This is a genomic window from Flavobacterium sp. UGB4466, from assembly GCF_903469665.1.
Lineage (GTDB): Bacteria > Bacteroidota > Bacteroidia > Flavobacteriales > Flavobacteriaceae > Flavobacterium > Flavobacterium lipolyticum.
On the sequence record NZ_CAGKLC010000095.1, the window covers coordinates 1 to 16,585 of the forward strand.

Genomic DNA, 16,585 nt, shown 5'->3' on the forward strand with positions numbered 1-16,585 from the left:
TCAGGGTATTGCGGATCAATAGGAACATAAGCTCCTCCCGATTTTAACACACCCAGTATCGACACAATCATCCACTCACTTCGCTCCAATTGTATCCCTATCAGATCATCCGGCTGAATGTTGTAATTTTCTATTAGGTAATGCGCCAGCTGATTGGATCGCTCATTAAGCTCCCTGTAAGTCAGTTCTGTATCTTCAAAGACTATGGCGATGTTATCCGGTGTCTTTGCAGCCTGTTCTTCAAACAAGTCTACAATTGTCTTGTCCTTCGGATAGGCTACTGCTGTATCGTTGAAAGTGAACAATAGTTCGTGCTCTTCTTCTTTTGTGAAAATCCAATCAAAAGTCGGAAATGAATCATTTGTTATTTCGCGCTTATTGATTATTCTAAATGCTGAATTCGTGATAGATTCCTGAAATTTATCGTCTGTTACTACTTCATCATCCACAATCAAACTGCAGATTTCTGAATCTTTATTATACAACTCTTTCGCCAATAATAAATTAGAAACAGCAGAGGCTTCTACACTCAGATGTGTTACGCTTTCTTTTTCCAGAAACTCTAATAATGATTCATTATGCTGAAGCAATTCCGGAACCAAGACAAGCTCAGATCCAAACAATAGCGTCCCATAAATTTCCAATATCGAAGGGGTTCTTTGAAGGAAAGTTGCCCATTTGTTACTACTTCCATAGTCAAATAAGGTGCTATCCATTTTAAATAACCCTACTACATCACTATGACGAATGAGCAAGGATTTTTGCTCGTCGACAGTATCAAAATTACTAATGATGGTCGCTACCTGGTCTGCTGAAACCTGTATCTCCGGGTTTACTTCAGATCTTACTACCAGATCCGTCCTGTCATATTGTCTTTTTATTTTTCTTTGTTGCGTATTTTCTTCTTCCGTTACTATTTTTACCTGCCTCTTATCAATTTGCAAGATGACATCATAACGATATTTAGTCAATTCATTCTCTATTGTTCTTATCTTATCACTAACAGACACCTCTACGATGTTCTTTTCGGTTATAATAAGGTCCTCAAAATATCCTTTCGACACAAAAAAATCTGACGAAAAATCAGTCTTCGTAGTATAGCCTTTATCCTTGTTATCTTGTTTAAATTGATGCAAGTCCTCTAGCATTTCAGACTTCTTATTGATGTCCATAATATCACCAATAAAGATTTTTCCATCTTCTTTAAGCAACTTAACTCCTTCCTTTATCACCTTAAGAAAATAATTATGCCCGTGAAAATTTTGGATTACACTATTTATAATGATGAGATCAAAGTCCTTCTCTTCCAGCTCTCCTATTTCATGCGCTACCAGTTGCTTTAATTTCACATTTTTAATTCCGTTCTCAGCAATCATTTTTTCAGTTCCGGAGAGAATAATCGGAGATAAGTCTGTTCCGTAATACAGGGCAACTTCAGGAGCAATCTTACTTAAGGTTATTCCGGAAGAACATCCTATTTCCAGTACTCTCATGTCAGAATGAAGACTATTCCTGAGCTTATTATAGGCGTTCATGGAATATTCCTCCATCTCTATATCCGAAATGGCTTCTCCTGTATAACTACTTATCCATCCCCCACTTGTTATTTGATCATCAGCCCTTCTCCCCACATGGTCCCAAAGTTCTTGGCTCATCATTATATTATCACGATACTCCTTCTCCGCTTTTACATCATTGCTGTCTACACATAAATAATTTTTCAGAGTAGCTGAGCTCCATTGAAGCCTATTTGACTGTTCTATAAATTCCTTCTCAATGATTAATGTTTGGATTTCAAAATCAGAAATCATTGATGCTAAATGGTTTTCGTGGGCTGTCGGCATTAAAACTAAGTAGGATCCTCCAGCTTTTAACACTCCTAACCTGGAAGCGATGCTGTAGAATCCATTATTTAATACTAATCCTATCTTTTCTTCCTTTTTGATAGCAGCTTCTTCCAGCAAAAAATGAGCAACCTGATTTGCGCATCGATTTAACTCCTCGTAGCTATAACTTTCATTACCACATCGCAACGCTGTTTTTAAACTATTCCTTTTAACCTGTTCATGAAACTGACTTACAATCGTAGTATTAGAAACAGCTGTAAAAACTTGTTTATCAAGCAACTTCAACTCTGCTTTTTCCTGAACCGACAGATAGTCCAGAGATCCGATCTCCTGAGCAGGGTTTGTTAAGGCTAAGCTCGAAAACGTTTTAAAATGTTTTATAAACCTCTCTATTATTGCAGGTTTGTAGAGATCCTGATTGTACTCAATTAAAAATGCGATATAATCCTCGTTCTCCTGAAACTCAAATTTAATATCGTAGATACTCGTCCCTGTTCTAATCTCAACTATATCATCAATGTTGGATTCAGAGATTGATATCTCCTTCATTTTTTCATCCGTATTCTGTAGCACCACCAAAATATCAAATATAGCACTTCTACTAGTTTGTCTACTTTGTCCTATATCTTCCACTAAGCGATCAAAAGGATAGGCTTGATGGGCATAAGCATCTAATATGGTATGCTTTGCGTTTCGAAAAATATCTTCTAAATTATCTTTTTCATCTATCCGGGTTCTTAATACTAGCGTATTTACATAAAACCCGATTTGGTTTTCCAATTCCAGTAAATTTCTTCCCGCAACAGGGGTTCCTACAATAAGATCATCCTGAGCCGTTTCCCTGCGTAAAAAAGCTTTCAGCACTGATACAAGGCTCATAAACAGAGTTCCTGATCTTTGCAATGCATAATTCTTAAATCTGTTTGTTAAATCTTTATCTAAGTAAGTAGCAACTGTTCTTCCTTTGTGAGTTTTCACATTAGGCCGCATGTTGGCACCTGGTAAATCCAAGATTCCCAGTTTACCGGATAATTTATCTAACCAATATTTTTTATAAACTTTAAATGAATCATTCTCAATCTGGTCTAACTGCCAACAAGCATAATCCTTATACTGAATCTTCAAAGAAGGCAAATTTTGATTGTTTCCTTCCATGTATTTTTCATAATAGAAAAACACATCGCTATAGAGAATTTTCATTGACCAGCCATCACTAATAATATGGTGCAGGTTGAAATAGAATACGTATTCATTATCAGCTGTCTGAAGCAGAGCAGCCCGTAACAAAGGTCCGTTTTTCAGGTCAAATGCCTTATAGGAATCCGTACCAATAAAACTTAAGACTTTCTCATGCTTAAACTCCTCTTCCCGATAATCTCGATAACCTATTTCAAAATCTAAATCCTCCCTGCTTAATATCCACTGCCTAATTTCACCTTCTTCATTTTCTCTAAAAACCGTTCGAAGCATTTCATGCCGCTCTAAGGTAGCCTCTATAGCCTGCTTAAAGTAACTTATATTAAGGTCCTTATTCAAATGAATATGCGTAGGCATATTGTACGCAACAGACCCATCTTTGAATTGACTTAATATCCAGATTCTACGTTGGGCATCAGAAATTGGGTAAGAAGATTGTACTTTTGCAGCTTCAATAGTTTGAATTCCCGACAGACTATCTTTTAACAAAAGAATAATTTCAGCTTTATTATCAACTAGTGCTTGTTTCTCTTCAGGCGTTAATTTTTTCAAATCACCTCTGACTCTCAAATTTTCAAAAGTATCATCCAGAGCTATTGCGATCTGCTTTGCCTTTAATTTAGTCAATAATGAAAGTACTTCGGAATCATATAACATAGTTCTTATTAATTTTGTGCAATTCCGGTCCTATACTTTATTTTACTTAAGGTTTTTAAAACTCATAGAAACGCAAATAGTTCTACTACAGGGTTTCTTATTTACTTTCTTCCTATTTTTTGTTTTCACCAAATATGAAGAGCCTTTAAATAGGTATCATTTTATTAAACAATACCATAGAATAAGTCGGAATCCATTATTTCAATTACAATTCGTAAATTTCGACTTCTATTGCTTTTTGCAAAAGTTCTTTTGTCTATAAATAAGGTCTTGCACTTAGATAATACTATCTAAAAACTCCTGTGCAACTGCATTAACACTATGCTCTATTAAAACCTGGAGTACTACAAAAACCCTATTTAATTGTATATCTATTTTTTCTTTTCAAGAAATTAAATTTGATAGACTGTGGCTAAGTTAGATAAAAGCAAAGTGAAAAACAACAAATTTTTTAATAATAATATTTTTACATGCAGCAACTATATATAGGTAGTATTTGATTAACTATCCCAATCCATATGTAAAATATCTCCAACCTACCTTATGCCTTGCTATTAGAAAAAACAACAATATTTAACCCCACTGAAATTCGTCGCGTGATCAGGCAAAAATGATTTTTTTAAGGTCTAAAGTTATCGGCACAATAGCATTTTTAATTGGACAATACCAATCTTCAACCTTACAACGAAAAGAAATACTAAGCCACATTACTATTTGTCACGATGCAGGGTCTGCCTATTGACTTTTGTCCCCGAGAAGCATCTCCTGAAACATTTTACCCTTACAAAAAAAACTTTCACAAATTACCTATATACTTAGATTTAAATTTTGTTTTTAATTTGAATAATTGTAACATTGTACCTTAATGATATCCTTATAAGTGCGTAAAACTTTATAAAAAAATAAAGTCTTATGACAATGTAAGAGTATATAACAAGTGTTCATCCGACTGGTTTAATTGTATACTCTTCGATCCTATCGTTATTGGTTTGCTGAAAAAACAAAATAGAACACCGATACTGGGTGACACCAGCAGGTACATTTGATTTGTTTTTTGGATTTTATCGATTAATAATGAAATTATATAAAATCGATGATAACAGATTGACCATGGCGGCTCTTTCTATTCTATTAAAAAATATAAAATGATATTTAAAAAAAATATGCAAGTTTTTTTATTGCACTTTGCTGGTGGTAGTTCCAATTCATTCAATTTTTTAAAACCCTTTTTACCCATAAATTTTGATTTCCATCTGTTAGAATTACCAGGCCGGGGAAAAAGAATTAAGGAAAACTTATTATCTACTCAATCAGAAGCAGTTGATGACTTACTACATCAAATTAATTCATTGAGAAATGATAAACCTTATATCATTTTTGGTCATAGCATGGGGGCACAATTGGGACTTATGGTAACCAAAAAAATGGAAGAACTGGGTGATTCCCCAAAAAAACTCATTGTAGCAGGAAATGCCGGTCCGGGAACAGGCGATGAAGACAGATGTCGATCTACAATAAGTGACAAGGAATTAAAAGAAGAACTAATCAGTTTAGGCGGTGTTCCCACCGAAGTATTGGAGAACGAGGAACTATTCAATTTTTTCTCCCCCATCATGAGGTCTGACTTTGAAATATTAGAAAAAAGCCCTCGCTTAGACTCCAATTTTAAAGTAAATACACCTATTGTTGCGGTAATGGGAGATGAAGAAGAAACAGCAAAAGATATTGAAAACTGGAGACATTTCACCTCTATTGCATTAAAGTCCCATTTACTTGAAGGTAATCATTTTTTTATACACGATCACCCGGCAGAATTAGTACGAATCATAACAAATCTAGATGATTGATCTCTGGTATCTTGACACTGTAAACGTTAGTCAAATTGATATGGAGAGTATGCTTAAGTCACTTCCAAATAACATGCACAAAGAAATTATGCGATTTCAAAATCATCAAGATAGGCGATTAAAATTGTATAGTAAATTAATGGTGAAGAAATATTTTGAAGTTTCAAACAGAACATTTTCTTGGTCAAATTGGCAAATATCTCCCGGAGGAAAGCCTTTTTATTCCGGAGGAAAAAAATTTAATATTTCTCATTCCGGTAGCTTTGTAACTGTAGCATTTTCAGATAAAGAAATTGGAATAGACATTGAAAAATGCTCCGATTTTGATATCTCTACTGTATTAGACTATCTTCATGTTCAGGAGAAAGAATTCATTCTTGACGCTAATGATTCCAGTGACGCCTTCTTTACCGTTTGGACCCGCAAGGAAGCTTATTTAAAAGCAAAAGGAATTGGAATTGTAGAAGGCTTACATCATGAAAACTGTCTGGAACCATCAATAGGCTTTGAAAACAAATGGTTTACAACATCGCTATCGATTGCGGCAAATTATAAATTAGCACTATGTTCTCAAATACCAAATATTCAAATTAATAAACTAGAATTAGATCCAACCCTCTTTTATAATGAATAAAATATCCGTAAAATTTCTTTTTCCGTTAGTTGCTTTGATAATGCTAGTAGTAGTGTTGGATCGAAAAGTTTATATGGTACCTCCGCTGGGTACTTTTCTAAATCCGTTTATAGGTGCTGTTCAAAATGAACAGACTTCTAACAGCAATAAAGACATAAGTATCAAAGTCAGCCAGAAAACTGAAATAATTTTCGATGACAGAGCTGTTCCTCACATATTTGCAGCCAATCAAAAGGATATGTTTTTTGCACAAGGTTATGTTTGCGCATCTGATCGGTTATGGCAAATGGATTTTTTGTCCTATGTGTCTGCCGGAAGAATGTGTGAAATTTTGGGGAAAGAATTCTTTGTCCACGACCGAAAAACAAGAAGAGACGGAATCCTTACTTCGGCTATAAACACCTTAAAACACATCGAAAAGGACCAGGAAACAAAAAGAGCACTAGACAGTTATACGGCCGGCGTAAATGCTTGGATCAACAGTTTGTCATATGCTGATCTACCTATTGAATATAAACTTATGGATTATTCTCCGGAGCCATGGACCAATTTAAAATCTGTTTTAATCATGAAGTATATGTCAGCCAATTTATCGGGCTTCGAAGAAGATGTTTCGGCTTCTTACTTACAGATGATTCTTGGATCAAAAGAATACAATAAACTGTTTCCGGATTACTATTTAAAGAAAACTAAAGAAAAGTTTGCTATTCAGCGAATTTTTGACTCCCTGCCGGAGAATGAATATATTGATTATTCATTTCTTGCGTCGGCTTCACAAATATCCTCAAGTGCTTACAATCCCAATTTAGGGAGTAATAGTTGGGCCGTTGGGCCTAAAAAAAGCAAATCGGGATTCGCCATGTTGTGCAATGACCCACACCTAAACCTTTCGTTTCCGGCAGTTTGGTATGAACTACAATTAAAGTCGAATGAACAAAATGTCTACGGGTATTCAATACCGGGGGTTCCGGGGGTGGTAATAGGATTTAATGAAAAAATTTCCTGGGGATTAACAAATGGTTCTGATGATGTACGTGATTATTACAAACTGGAGGTTAAAGACAACTATTCTTATTACAAGTATGATGGTAAATGGGTAAAAACGGACAGTGTTGTCGAAGAAATCAAAATTAGAGGTGATAAACCATTTTTAGACACCGTTTACTACACCAAACATGGACCTATACCTTCTGATTTTCGCGAGGGAGAGCCGGAGCTAGAAGGCTATGCTTTAAATTGGACCTTGCAAGATCCTTCTAATGAAATTTTAGCTCTTATCAAGCTGAACAAAGCAACAAAATATACGCAATTTAAGAGCGCCATTCAATATTACAAATGCCCTTCGCAAAATTTCACTTATGCCGATGTTGAAGGGAATATCTCGATTCACCATCAAGGAAAAATTCTTGCAAAAAAATGGAAGAATCAAGGTAAGTTTGTCATGGACGGAACCAGATCGGATCAGTTTTCTACAGCGGTATTAGACAAGTTACCTTATTCTTACAATCCAGATCAGGGCTATGTGTTTTCAGCAAACAATAATCCTTATAAGATCAGTAATTCACCCCTAATTTATGGCCACTATCTGGAATTAAGAGCCAATAAAATTGACTCCTATTTGTCCGCCAAAGAAAAACTGTCTGTCGAAGACATGAAATCAATGCAACTGGATAATACGAACAGTCTGGCAGAGTTAGCGATTCCTGTTTTATTAAAAAGAATGCCTTCAGGTAAAAACAAATATTTAAAAGAATTTTCTCTTTGGAATTGCAAGTATGATAAAGATTCTAACCTAGCACCATTATTTGAGCTTTGGTGGACTAAGATTAAAAATAATACATGGGATGAATTACTCCGATATAAGATGACTAAACTGGTTCCGGATGATTTGGTATTACTAGATATGATTTCTAACGATCCAAATAATAAATATTTCGATCTGCTTTCGACCGAAAAAACAGAAACGGCTTCTGATATTATTGCTATTTCATTTAATCAAATGCTGAATGATACCACCAAACGTTCGAACTGGGGAAATACAAATAAAATAGATATCATGCATTTGTCCAATATTGAATATTTCAGCAAGAAGGGCTTACCACAAGGAGGACATCCACAAGCATTAAATGCCATTTCTAAAAGATGGGGGCCTTCTTTAAGAATGATTGTGGAAATGAAAAAAAGACCTAAAGGATATGCTGTTTATGCCGGAGGACAATCAGGAAATCCGTCATCGGATGAATACGATCACTTCGTTGACACCTGGAGAAATGGTCAGTATTATGAACTCAAATTCTTTGGTAATTTAATCGAAGGAAATGCAGAAGCAAAGTATAAATGGTCTTTAAAATAAATTAATAATGAAAAAATTAATAACCTTCGCAATACTATTTAGTGTTTTAATCTTCATGGGGATGTTAGATTTCTTTCCTTGGTGGAGTTTTTCGGTGCCAATGTTTGTATTAGGGGCAACACTCCCCTTTAAAAAATGGAATATTTCCTCTTTTGTATGGGGCTTTATATCGGGTTTTATGGCGTGGTTTTTATCAACTATCTATTTCGAGATCATTTATGAAGGTGAAATAATGTCGTCTGTGGCTAAACTCATGTCATTACATATTTATTTATTGCATCTCATAATAGGTCTTATTGGAGGTGTTTTAACAGGATTGGGAGTGTACTCCGGATATCTATTTAGAAACGGAAGAGAGGTTCTTGAATTGCAACTCACAAAATCCGAATGATGAATAACGTTTATCGTACTGGCTGCTTTTGTGATGGAAAAACACCTTCTTCCATAAAACACATCACGCCAAAATCCAAGTACCCTTTCACTTTCAATGGATCGTTTCTATTGAAAATGCAGGAGATTTACTTTTTTAATTGATAATGGTTTAAAATAATATCTAAAATCACATTTATGGAAATTGGAATTGACACTTTTGTTTCGTCTGGCGGAGGGACAATTGTGGAAAGAGATGAACGAGCAATTGAAAACTTACTTGAGCGAATAAAGTTTGCAGACGAGCTAGGCTTTGATTTATACGGAATTGGTGAACACCATGGTAAAGACAAGCTGGATTCAGCACCTGTAGTATTGATGGCGGCGGCGGCATCGATTACCAATAGAATACGAATTACAAGTGCAGTAACCGGATTAAGTACGGTTGATCCTGTCCGATTGTTTCAAGAGTTTGCAACACTGGATCTAGTATCAAAAGGACGTGCCGAAATTATCGCTGGTCGAGGAGCTTCTCTTGATGCATTTCCATTATTTGGACTAAATATCAAGGATTCTGCAGAATTGTTTACAGAAAAACTTGAACTTTTGCTTAAAATTCGAGACAATGATACCATTACCTGGTCGGGTAAATTTCGACCTTCTTTAGACAATGTAAGTGTCTACCCGCGCCCCTTACAAGCTTCTCTACCAATATGGCATGCTGCTTTGCGAACGCCAGCCTCTTTTATTCGTGCAGGAGAGCTTGGCCTACCCTTAATGGTGGCTATCATTGATGGTCAAATAGACCAGATAATTCCTTTAGTGGAGCTCTACCGCGAAGCCGGAGAGGATGCCGGCTTTAGTAAAGATCAATTAAAAGTTGGATTACACTCTATGGGATATGTCGCGAATACCACAGAGGAAGCGATTAAAGATTTCTATCCTGGTTGGTCTAATTCTATGAGTAAAATGCATGGTTTACCAAAGAGTCTTTCTCGATTTGAAATCGATTTGAAATCAACGGGAAGTGCCTTATTGGTAGGAAATCCAGAAGAGGTTGCAGCAAAAATTCTCCATTTATCAGAAGCACTTGGCGGGATATCCAGATTTTGTTTTCAATTGGATTATGCCTCGCTACCCCACGAAAAACTATTACAATGCATTGAGGTAATTGGAAACAAAGTTATTCCGATAGTAAAACAGGAGTCCCCTGTAATCTATTAAGTCTGGTTTTATCCTAGCAGTATTGACCAGCAAATATTAAGGTATAGTTAGTTTATTTTTTTGTCAATTATTATTAATCAATATAATTTCTATAGTTATGAACCCTAAGGCATCAATCACTTACTTAATTTTAATTATTATTCCTTTGTTCTTAGGTTGCCGTGGACCTATAAAAGAAGAAAACATAGACAATGCGGGAGCAAGCACTTTTTCCTCAGAGCCTGGTGCGAATGAAGAATATAGTATTGATACCAAAAAAAGTGTTGTAACATGGAAAGGCTCTATGTTAATTGGTTCTGACACCAATACAGGATACGTCTCTATATCAGAAGGAGAACTGATAATCAAAAACGGTCAGCTTATAGATGGTACCGCTGAAATAGACATGAATACAATTGCAGATAAAAGACATAAAAGTGATAATGAACTTGTTGAACATTTAAAATCGTCTGATTTTTTTGATGTTCAAAAATTCCCCACTTCTACCATTACAGCTATCAAGGTTACATCAATAAATGGTGAGAATAAAAATGTTACAGGAAACCTAACGATAAAAGGTATTACAAATCCTGTCTCTTTTCCGGCTAAAATTGAAGTTAAAGACGGAATTGTCCAGATGAATGGCAAGTTGGTCATTGACCGGACAAAATGGAATGTCCGCTATAAATCAGGGAAATTCTTTGATCTTTTACCTGATCAAACGATGTCGGATTCTATTGAATTCACTGTAAATATTATCGCAAAAAATTAAATCCCATACCTAATTTACACGAGATAAACAGCTGCAAAAAATGCTTCTGTTCACTCCCATGTAAAGGCTAACAATTAATCCCGCATTTTGTGGCTCAGTGCTATTAAAATGGGCGATAAATACTTCTCCCTCCGATCTTTTAAAATAAAAAATCGGAGGAACAAGTAGAACTTACTTACTAGCTTTTTTAATTATTGACAAGCTCCGGCAGTTCAAAATATTCAATAGTTTTTTCACCAAACAAACGCTCCGCAGTTATCCCAATGGCCCTGCACTTTTCAATTAAAAGATTGGATTCAACTATTGGTCTTGATTCGTTAGTATATTTAATAGAACTGATAAATTCTAACCAAGGTTCAAGCCCCATTGCATAAACAAAGACATCTTTTGGATTGAATTGATTTACAATAAACATTCCTTCATTACAATCGCTACCGGCCAATCTTCTGGATTGATCTTTGTCGCGATCTGCTTTTTTAGGTAAAAGTGGTCCATACAACCAAGACAATGGAGCGCCATCACATTCCATTCCTAGGAACAACACATCGACATCACCCATTATGTTATGTACTCTTTCATATAATTTAGGCTCTATATTTTGAGAATCTGCCGCAAATAATACTTTGTATTTATTATGCAAATTAACATGAACACACAACTTAGATCTTACATCTAGGTCACAGTGTTCTCCTAAAAAAGGAAGCCCGGTAATTACACATTTATCCAACTCTACGGACTCCATGTCATCCAATTCTATCACATTATCAAATCCTATATTCTTGAACATCAATTTCAAGTTTGGATCCTGTAAATTTCCTTTTCCTGAAGAGGGAACTACTATGTTCTTTATCCTGTGTCTTAGTTGAAGTAAAGTTTCAAACAAAACATGATCCTGATGATTATGAGTGATTAAAACATAATCGATTTCGTCCGGGAGATGTTCCGTCGTAAAACGGGGTACATCGTTTTCATAACCATCATAGCTAACCACAGGATCAACCAAAAGTGAAATCTCGTTTGTCTCCACTAGTACACAGGCATGGCCAAAATATCTTGTTCTGATTCCGTTCCCCGTATACTGTTCATATTGTTTAGGAGCTTCTAAAGTAAAAAAGCTATCAAATAACTCTTCTTGTCCCTCTTTTATTTGCAAAATTTTCTTGATTTCAGCATAATCCCCGGGAGTTCTTTTCATTTTGAACAACTGATCTATAACAGAATGACTAAAAGGAATTTCTGCATGAATAGTTATTTCATCATCGAGTCTGGGTGTACTCAGTACAAAACTTCTCTGCGTATCAGATTCTACCAACTGCAGCGCAATTGTTTGGGCCGAATCATCATAGAATTCACTCCTATACAGTAGTGCTTCGAAAAATCTAAAATTTGGTTGGTCATTTAAATCATAGTATAATTCAACATAACCTTTTAAAATCTCAGGGACCTTTTCGTATAAAGGCGTAAGAGAATATCCTTTTGCGTGTACTTGCAAAAGTTCATTCAACTCATTCACTGCATCTGCCAGATTCAACAGATGCGCTCTTTTATCTCTTATTTGATCTGCTAAATCTTTTATTTCATCCACCCTTTTACCATCATAATCAATAAAAGGTCCTCCCAACATTTCAGGTTTCTTAACAGCTGCTGCATGAATCTTTGGATTTTTAACATAAGAATCCATGATTTTTAAATGCCTGTCCTTTACATTCATTGCCGCTGTAGCTGGGGAAATTAAATGCGACCATGCATACCATCGGTCAAACAACGCTTCAAGCGCCACATTCGGTTTTAAATAATACTTGTTTTGAGTAGCCTCCATTACAATTTTGGTTTAATTTTATTTGAATTCAATTTATACTATTTTTTGACAACTCGTCAGATTTTTTTGTTGTTTTTAGCAACAAAAATTTTTCTTCCCCTTAAAGAGAAAGTAAGAGTAGCAACAAAAATAGCACGAAACTTTAACGTGACTATTCATGTGCCGCCCTAAATTAACCTTTATTAGATCAGATAATGGGACTGTACTTTTTAGCCATACCAACGAGTACCTGTCTTGTTCCTTCATATGGTTCACGCCCATGGGTATATAACATATTATCAAGCAAGAGTAGATCTTGCTTTTTCCAGTCGAATGTAAACTTTGTCCTTTCGTAGACATCACGGATTACAGTGAGAGCCTCTACATCTATGGGAGTTCCATCTCCAAAAAATGTGTTCCTGGGGATATTCTCTTCTCCCAATAGCTCAATCAAACCTTCTTGCAGTTCTATATCCAGACTACTCAAGTGGAACAAATGGGCCTGATTAAACCACAATTTTTCATTTGTAACAGGGTGTAATATGGATGCCTGGTTGACTTGCTTTGTTCTCAAACCATTAGCAGTCCACTGATAATCAATACGATTGTCTTTACAAAATTTTTCAACCTCTGCTTTTGTGTCAGTTTGAAATACTTCTTGCCAAGGCAAATCCATATCTGAGTAGTTTCGAACATACATAATTTTTTTCCGTTCAAATTCTTCCCGAATTTCTTTAGGAATCTCATTATAGGCAACACGACTGTCTGAAATAGGGGTATTCCCCATCTTAGCAGCCGGAACCATACAAACAAAACCTATTCTCATAGGCCATGCATTAGAATAGGCATTTTCATTATGCTGAGGGATTATTTCTGAAGCATGATATTCTGTTGCAGTATAAACATTGTTATTGACTTCCGTTCTTGGAGTAGATCTATAAGTATAATTAACTAATTCCTCACCAAACAGACTTTTTAGTACCTGTCCGAATTCAATGCTGCCATTTATATTTAAGCCACGTATCAGTAGTGCTCCGCTGGTTGATAAAAAATTTTCAACATCCTTTTTATTTTCTTCTGCCCATATCAAGGGATTATTATAACTGGTATCTATCTCCAGCAACATCTTTTTTCCTGAAATAATTTTAATATCATCTAAATTCATAGCATCATTTTATTTAATATATATTTATGTCTTTAATTTTATACTGAGTCATTGATAAAAGGCTGAACAATTTCAACTGACTCTATATTATTAATTCGTCTCCTTCAACAAGTACTACTCCGCTTCTTTCCTTTATCCATTTTAAAGTACTTATTTCTTCAGACAGACTATCAATTGTAGGTTTAGAGAGCAGATTTCTAATATTAATTTTAACTCCAAAATTTTTCTCAATCCTGATGATTAGCTGTATTGCTGTTAAGCTGTGACCACCTAAAGCAAAAAAGTCCTCGTTTATCGCAATATTTTCTCTTTGCAATACTTCTTCCCAAATTTCTACCAACTTTCTTTCTGTCTCATTACGCGGAGCTACATATTCTACGCCACTTGCCAATCCCAATCCTTCAGGAGCCGGCAATAATTTCTTGTCAATTTTACCATTAACATTGAGAGGTAATTCTTCCAATTGAACAAAATGATTTGGAATCATAAAATTCGGTAGAAACTCTTTTAAAAGCAACCTCAATTCACCTACGTTCTGTTCTTTTTTGGAAGTAATGTAGGCAACCAACTGTTTTTCTCCTGATATATTCTCTTTGGATATAACTACAGCCTCCTTTATTAATTCATTTTTTAACAGAGCATTCTCTATTTCTCCAAGCTCTATACGATATCCCCGAATCTTGACCTGTTGATCCTTACGACCGGAACAATAGAGAGCGCCATTGTTTAACCAGAACCCAAAATCTCCGGTTCGATATAAACGATCTTCGCCTATAAAAGGGTTTTCAATAAAACTCAGATCGGTTAGCGCTTTACTTGTATATCCACGTGAAACTCCTTTGCCTCCAATATATATCTCTCCTTGAACACCTGCTGCAACCAGCTTACGATTATCATCCAAAATATAGATTCTGGTATTTGCAATCGGTTCACCAATCTCAATTTTTTGAGTGTTTTTCTCCAATGGTTTTACAGTGGACCATATTGTTGTTTCAGTTGGACCGTACATATTATATAGTTTCGCATTGGGTAATTTTTGATAAATATCATTTACTAATGAAGCAGTAGCTGGTTCTCCTCCCAAAAGGATATTCGTAATTGAACTCCAACCTTCATTTTCTGAAAAATGCTGATTCAACAATGTTCCCATAGAAGGGGTAATCTGTAAATGCGTTACCTTGTGTTTCTTAATTTGCGAATAAACCGAATAATTATTCTGTGAATTATTATAGCTATCTTTAAGTTCCGTTAATCGTTTCAAACTTTGCATAGTCGAATCATAATCAACTCCAAAATCAATTAATGAAGCAATTTCATCTACCCCAATAACACTTAACTTTTGTAGCATTTTAAAGCATTTTTCCTTTGTTCCAACCATACTTGAGGTAGAAATAAATCTTTTATATGCGTATTCATATAAATCATCTAAATCATCTTCAGAGAATCGATTTATTTCTGTATTTTGATCGAGATCAGGAATTAAATTTCGAATCAGTTCTGCAGAGCTTTTTATATAGTCAATAAATGGTTTACGAGCATTTATCTCAATATTCGCTTCCGTATCAATATAGGTGTGCAGCATTATAGTTACTTTCGATTTCTTGACATCATATCCATTTTCCGCATAAGCTTCTCGGTATGCTGCAATCTTCTCTGCAAGATCTTCCATGGAATTTCCTAATAAATGTGTTAAGATATTAGCACCGATCTTTCCTGCTGAAATAAATGTTTCCTTATTCCCGGCTGAAGTAATCCAAAGAGGTAATTCGTCTTGTACAGGCTTGGGAAATATTTTTGTCTCTTTTAAATTTCCAATTCCGTTTTCAAATGTTACACTTTCTCCTTTCCACAATTTTCGCAATGTATCAATTGATTCATACATTACTTTATGGCGTTTTTCATAATTATCGGGTGTTAACACAAAATCATCTGTATGCCATCCTGAAGCAAATGCTACTCCCACACGTCCATTACTCAGGTTATCAATAACAGACCAATCTTCAGCAACTTTAATTGGATGGTGAAGTGGGAGTACAACACTTCCAGCTCTAATACAAACTTTTTTAGTAACAGAAGACAGTGCTGCAGCCATTAAACCAGGATTTGGATATAATCCTCCAAATTCATTAAAATGGCGCTCAGGGGTCCAAACTGCCAAATAATCATTTTCGTCTGCATATTTAGCTCCATTCATCAACAACTTATACTTGTCTTCTCCATTTTCGTAATTGCCAAAATAAAACAGGCTAAAATCTAATGGCTTACTGTTATTCGTTTCATCATTAATCTGCCTGATGTCTCCTTGTATAACAACTTTGTATCCTTTACTCAGTGTCCATAAAAGTTCCAATACAGATATGTCAAATGTAAAATTGGTCATAGATAAAAAGACCCCTTTCTCTTCTCCAAAAATATTTGTTATTCCAGTAAAAAAATTAGTGACATTATGATGCTCTACCATCACTCCTTTGGGATTTCCTGTAGATCCAGATGTGTATATTACATAAGCAAGATTGTATGATTGGGTAGCTGTTATTATTTGGTTTACTGAATACTTTTCCTGAAATTCTTGGAACCTCAATAATTCTTCTAAATCCAGTAGAATTTTACATTTACTATCTTCAACAATTGCCTGAACTCTTTCCTGAGGGTATTCCAGATCGATAGGAACATAAGCTCCTCCTGATTTTAATACGCCCAGTATCGCCACAATCATCCACTCACTTCGCTCCAATTGTATCCC

Annotated in this window: 10 protein-coding genes; 6 read left to right on the forward strand and 4 right to left on the reverse strand. The window is 35.3% G+C overall.

Annotated features, from left to right (window positions below; genetic code table 11):
• Nucleotides 1-3,701: condensation domain-containing protein (locus JO950_RS17845; RefSeq protein WP_202703855.1), on the reverse strand; the 3,701-nt coding region annotated here is incomplete at its 3' end.
• A gap of 1,145 nt (nt 3,702-4,846) precedes the next feature.
• On the opposite strand from JO950_RS17845, the gene JO950_RS17850 reads away from it, so the two are divergent.
• The 6 genes from JO950_RS17850 (at nt 4,847) to JO950_RS17875 (ending at nt 10,879) form a co-directional block, all read left to right on the forward strand.
• Nucleotides 4,847-5,548, forward strand: a complete 702-nt coding sequence (locus JO950_RS17850) for a thioesterase II family protein (RefSeq protein ID WP_202703856.1) — start codon at nt 4,847-4,849, stop codon at nt 5,546-5,548.
• A complete protein-coding gene (locus JO950_RS17855) occupies nt 5,541-6,182 on the forward strand; it encodes a 4'-phosphopantetheinyl transferase superfamily protein (RefSeq protein ID WP_202703857.1) in 642 nt (213 codons plus the stop codon). The genes JO950_RS17850 and JO950_RS17855 overlap by 8 nt, the downstream gene beginning before the upstream one ends.
• Nucleotides 6,175-8,535, forward strand: coding sequence for a penicillin acylase family protein (locus JO950_RS17860; protein WP_202703858.1), 2,361 nt, complete (start codon nt 6,175-6,177; stop codon nt 8,533-8,535). Before JO950_RS17855 ends, JO950_RS17860 begins: the two co-directional genes overlap by 8 nt.
• A 7-nt stretch (nt 8,536-8,542) precedes the next feature.
• Nucleotides 8,543-8,926 carry a hypothetical protein gene (locus tag JO950_RS17865; protein ID WP_230000598.1) on the forward strand — a complete coding sequence of 128 codons (384 nt, stop codon included), beginning with the start codon at nt 8,543-8,545 and terminating at the stop codon, nt 8,924-8,926.
• A 176-nt stretch (nt 8,927-9,102) separates the two neighbouring features.
• Nucleotides 9,103-10,128: an LLM class flavin-dependent oxidoreductase gene (locus JO950_RS17870; protein WP_202703860.1), complete on the forward strand. Its 1,026-nt coding sequence runs from the start codon at nt 9,103-9,105 to the stop codon at nt 10,126-10,128.
• A gap of 97 nt (nt 10,129-10,225) precedes the next feature.
• Nucleotides 10,226-10,879 (forward strand): YceI family protein, encoded by a 654-nt coding sequence (locus tag JO950_RS17875; RefSeq protein ID WP_202703861.1) that lies wholly within the window; start codon nt 10,226-10,228, stop codon nt 10,877-10,879.
• Nucleotides 10,880-11,066: 187 nt separating this feature from the next.
• On the opposite strand, the gene JO950_RS17880 is transcribed toward JO950_RS17875, so the two are convergent.
• The 3 genes from JO950_RS17880 to JO950_RS17890 form a co-directional block, all read right to left on the reverse strand.
• The gene (locus JO950_RS17880; RefSeq protein ID WP_202703862.1) at nt 11,067-12,698 is read right to left on the reverse strand and encodes an MBL fold metallo-hydrolase; all 1,632 of its coding nucleotides are present in this window, start codon (nt 12,696-12,698) and stop codon (nt 11,067-11,069) included.
• A gap of 187 nt (nt 12,699-12,885) precedes the next feature.
• Entirely contained in the window at nt 12,886-13,842 is a 957-nt protein-coding gene (locus tag JO950_RS17885) for a TauD/TfdA family dioxygenase (RefSeq protein WP_202703863.1), read from the reverse strand.
• 82 nt (nt 13,843-13,924) lie between these two features.
• A partial coding sequence (locus JO950_RS17890; RefSeq protein ID WP_202703864.1) for a MupA/Atu3671 family FMN-dependent luciferase-like monooxygenase occupies nt 13,925-16,585 on the reverse strand: 2,661 nt, incomplete at its 5' end.

What these genes read in the sequence shown, in the direction of transcription:
- JO950_RS17850 (WP_202703856.1), top strand. Translation starts at nt 4,847, where the DNA reads ATGATATTTAAAAAAAATATGCAAGTTTTTTTATTGCACTTTGCTGGT.
- JO950_RS17855 (WP_202703857.1), top strand. Translation starts at nt 5,541, where the DNA reads ATGATTGATCTCTGGTATCTTGACACTGTAAACGTTAGTCAAATTGAT.
- JO950_RS17860 (WP_202703858.1), top strand. Translation starts at nt 6,175, where the DNA reads ATGAATAAAATATCCGTAAAATTTCTTTTTCCGTTAGTTGCTTTGATA.
- JO950_RS17865 (WP_230000598.1), top strand. Translation starts at nt 8,543, where the DNA reads ATGAAAAAATTAATAACCTTCGCAATACTATTTAGTGTTTTAATCTTC.
- JO950_RS17870 (WP_202703860.1), top strand. Translation starts at nt 9,103, where the DNA reads ATGGAAATTGGAATTGACACTTTTGTTTCGTCTGGCGGAGGGACAATT.
- JO950_RS17875 (WP_202703861.1), top strand. Translation starts at nt 10,226, where the DNA reads ATGAACCCTAAGGCATCAATCACTTACTTAATTTTAATTATTATTCCT.
- JO950_RS17880 (WP_202703862.1), bottom strand. Translation starts at nt 12,698, where the DNA reads ATGGAGGCTACTCAAAACAAGTATTATTTAAAACCGAATGTGGCGCTT.
- JO950_RS17885 (WP_202703863.1), bottom strand. Translation starts at nt 13,842, where the DNA reads ATGAATTTAGATGATATTAAAATTATTTCAGGAAAAAAGATGTTGCTG.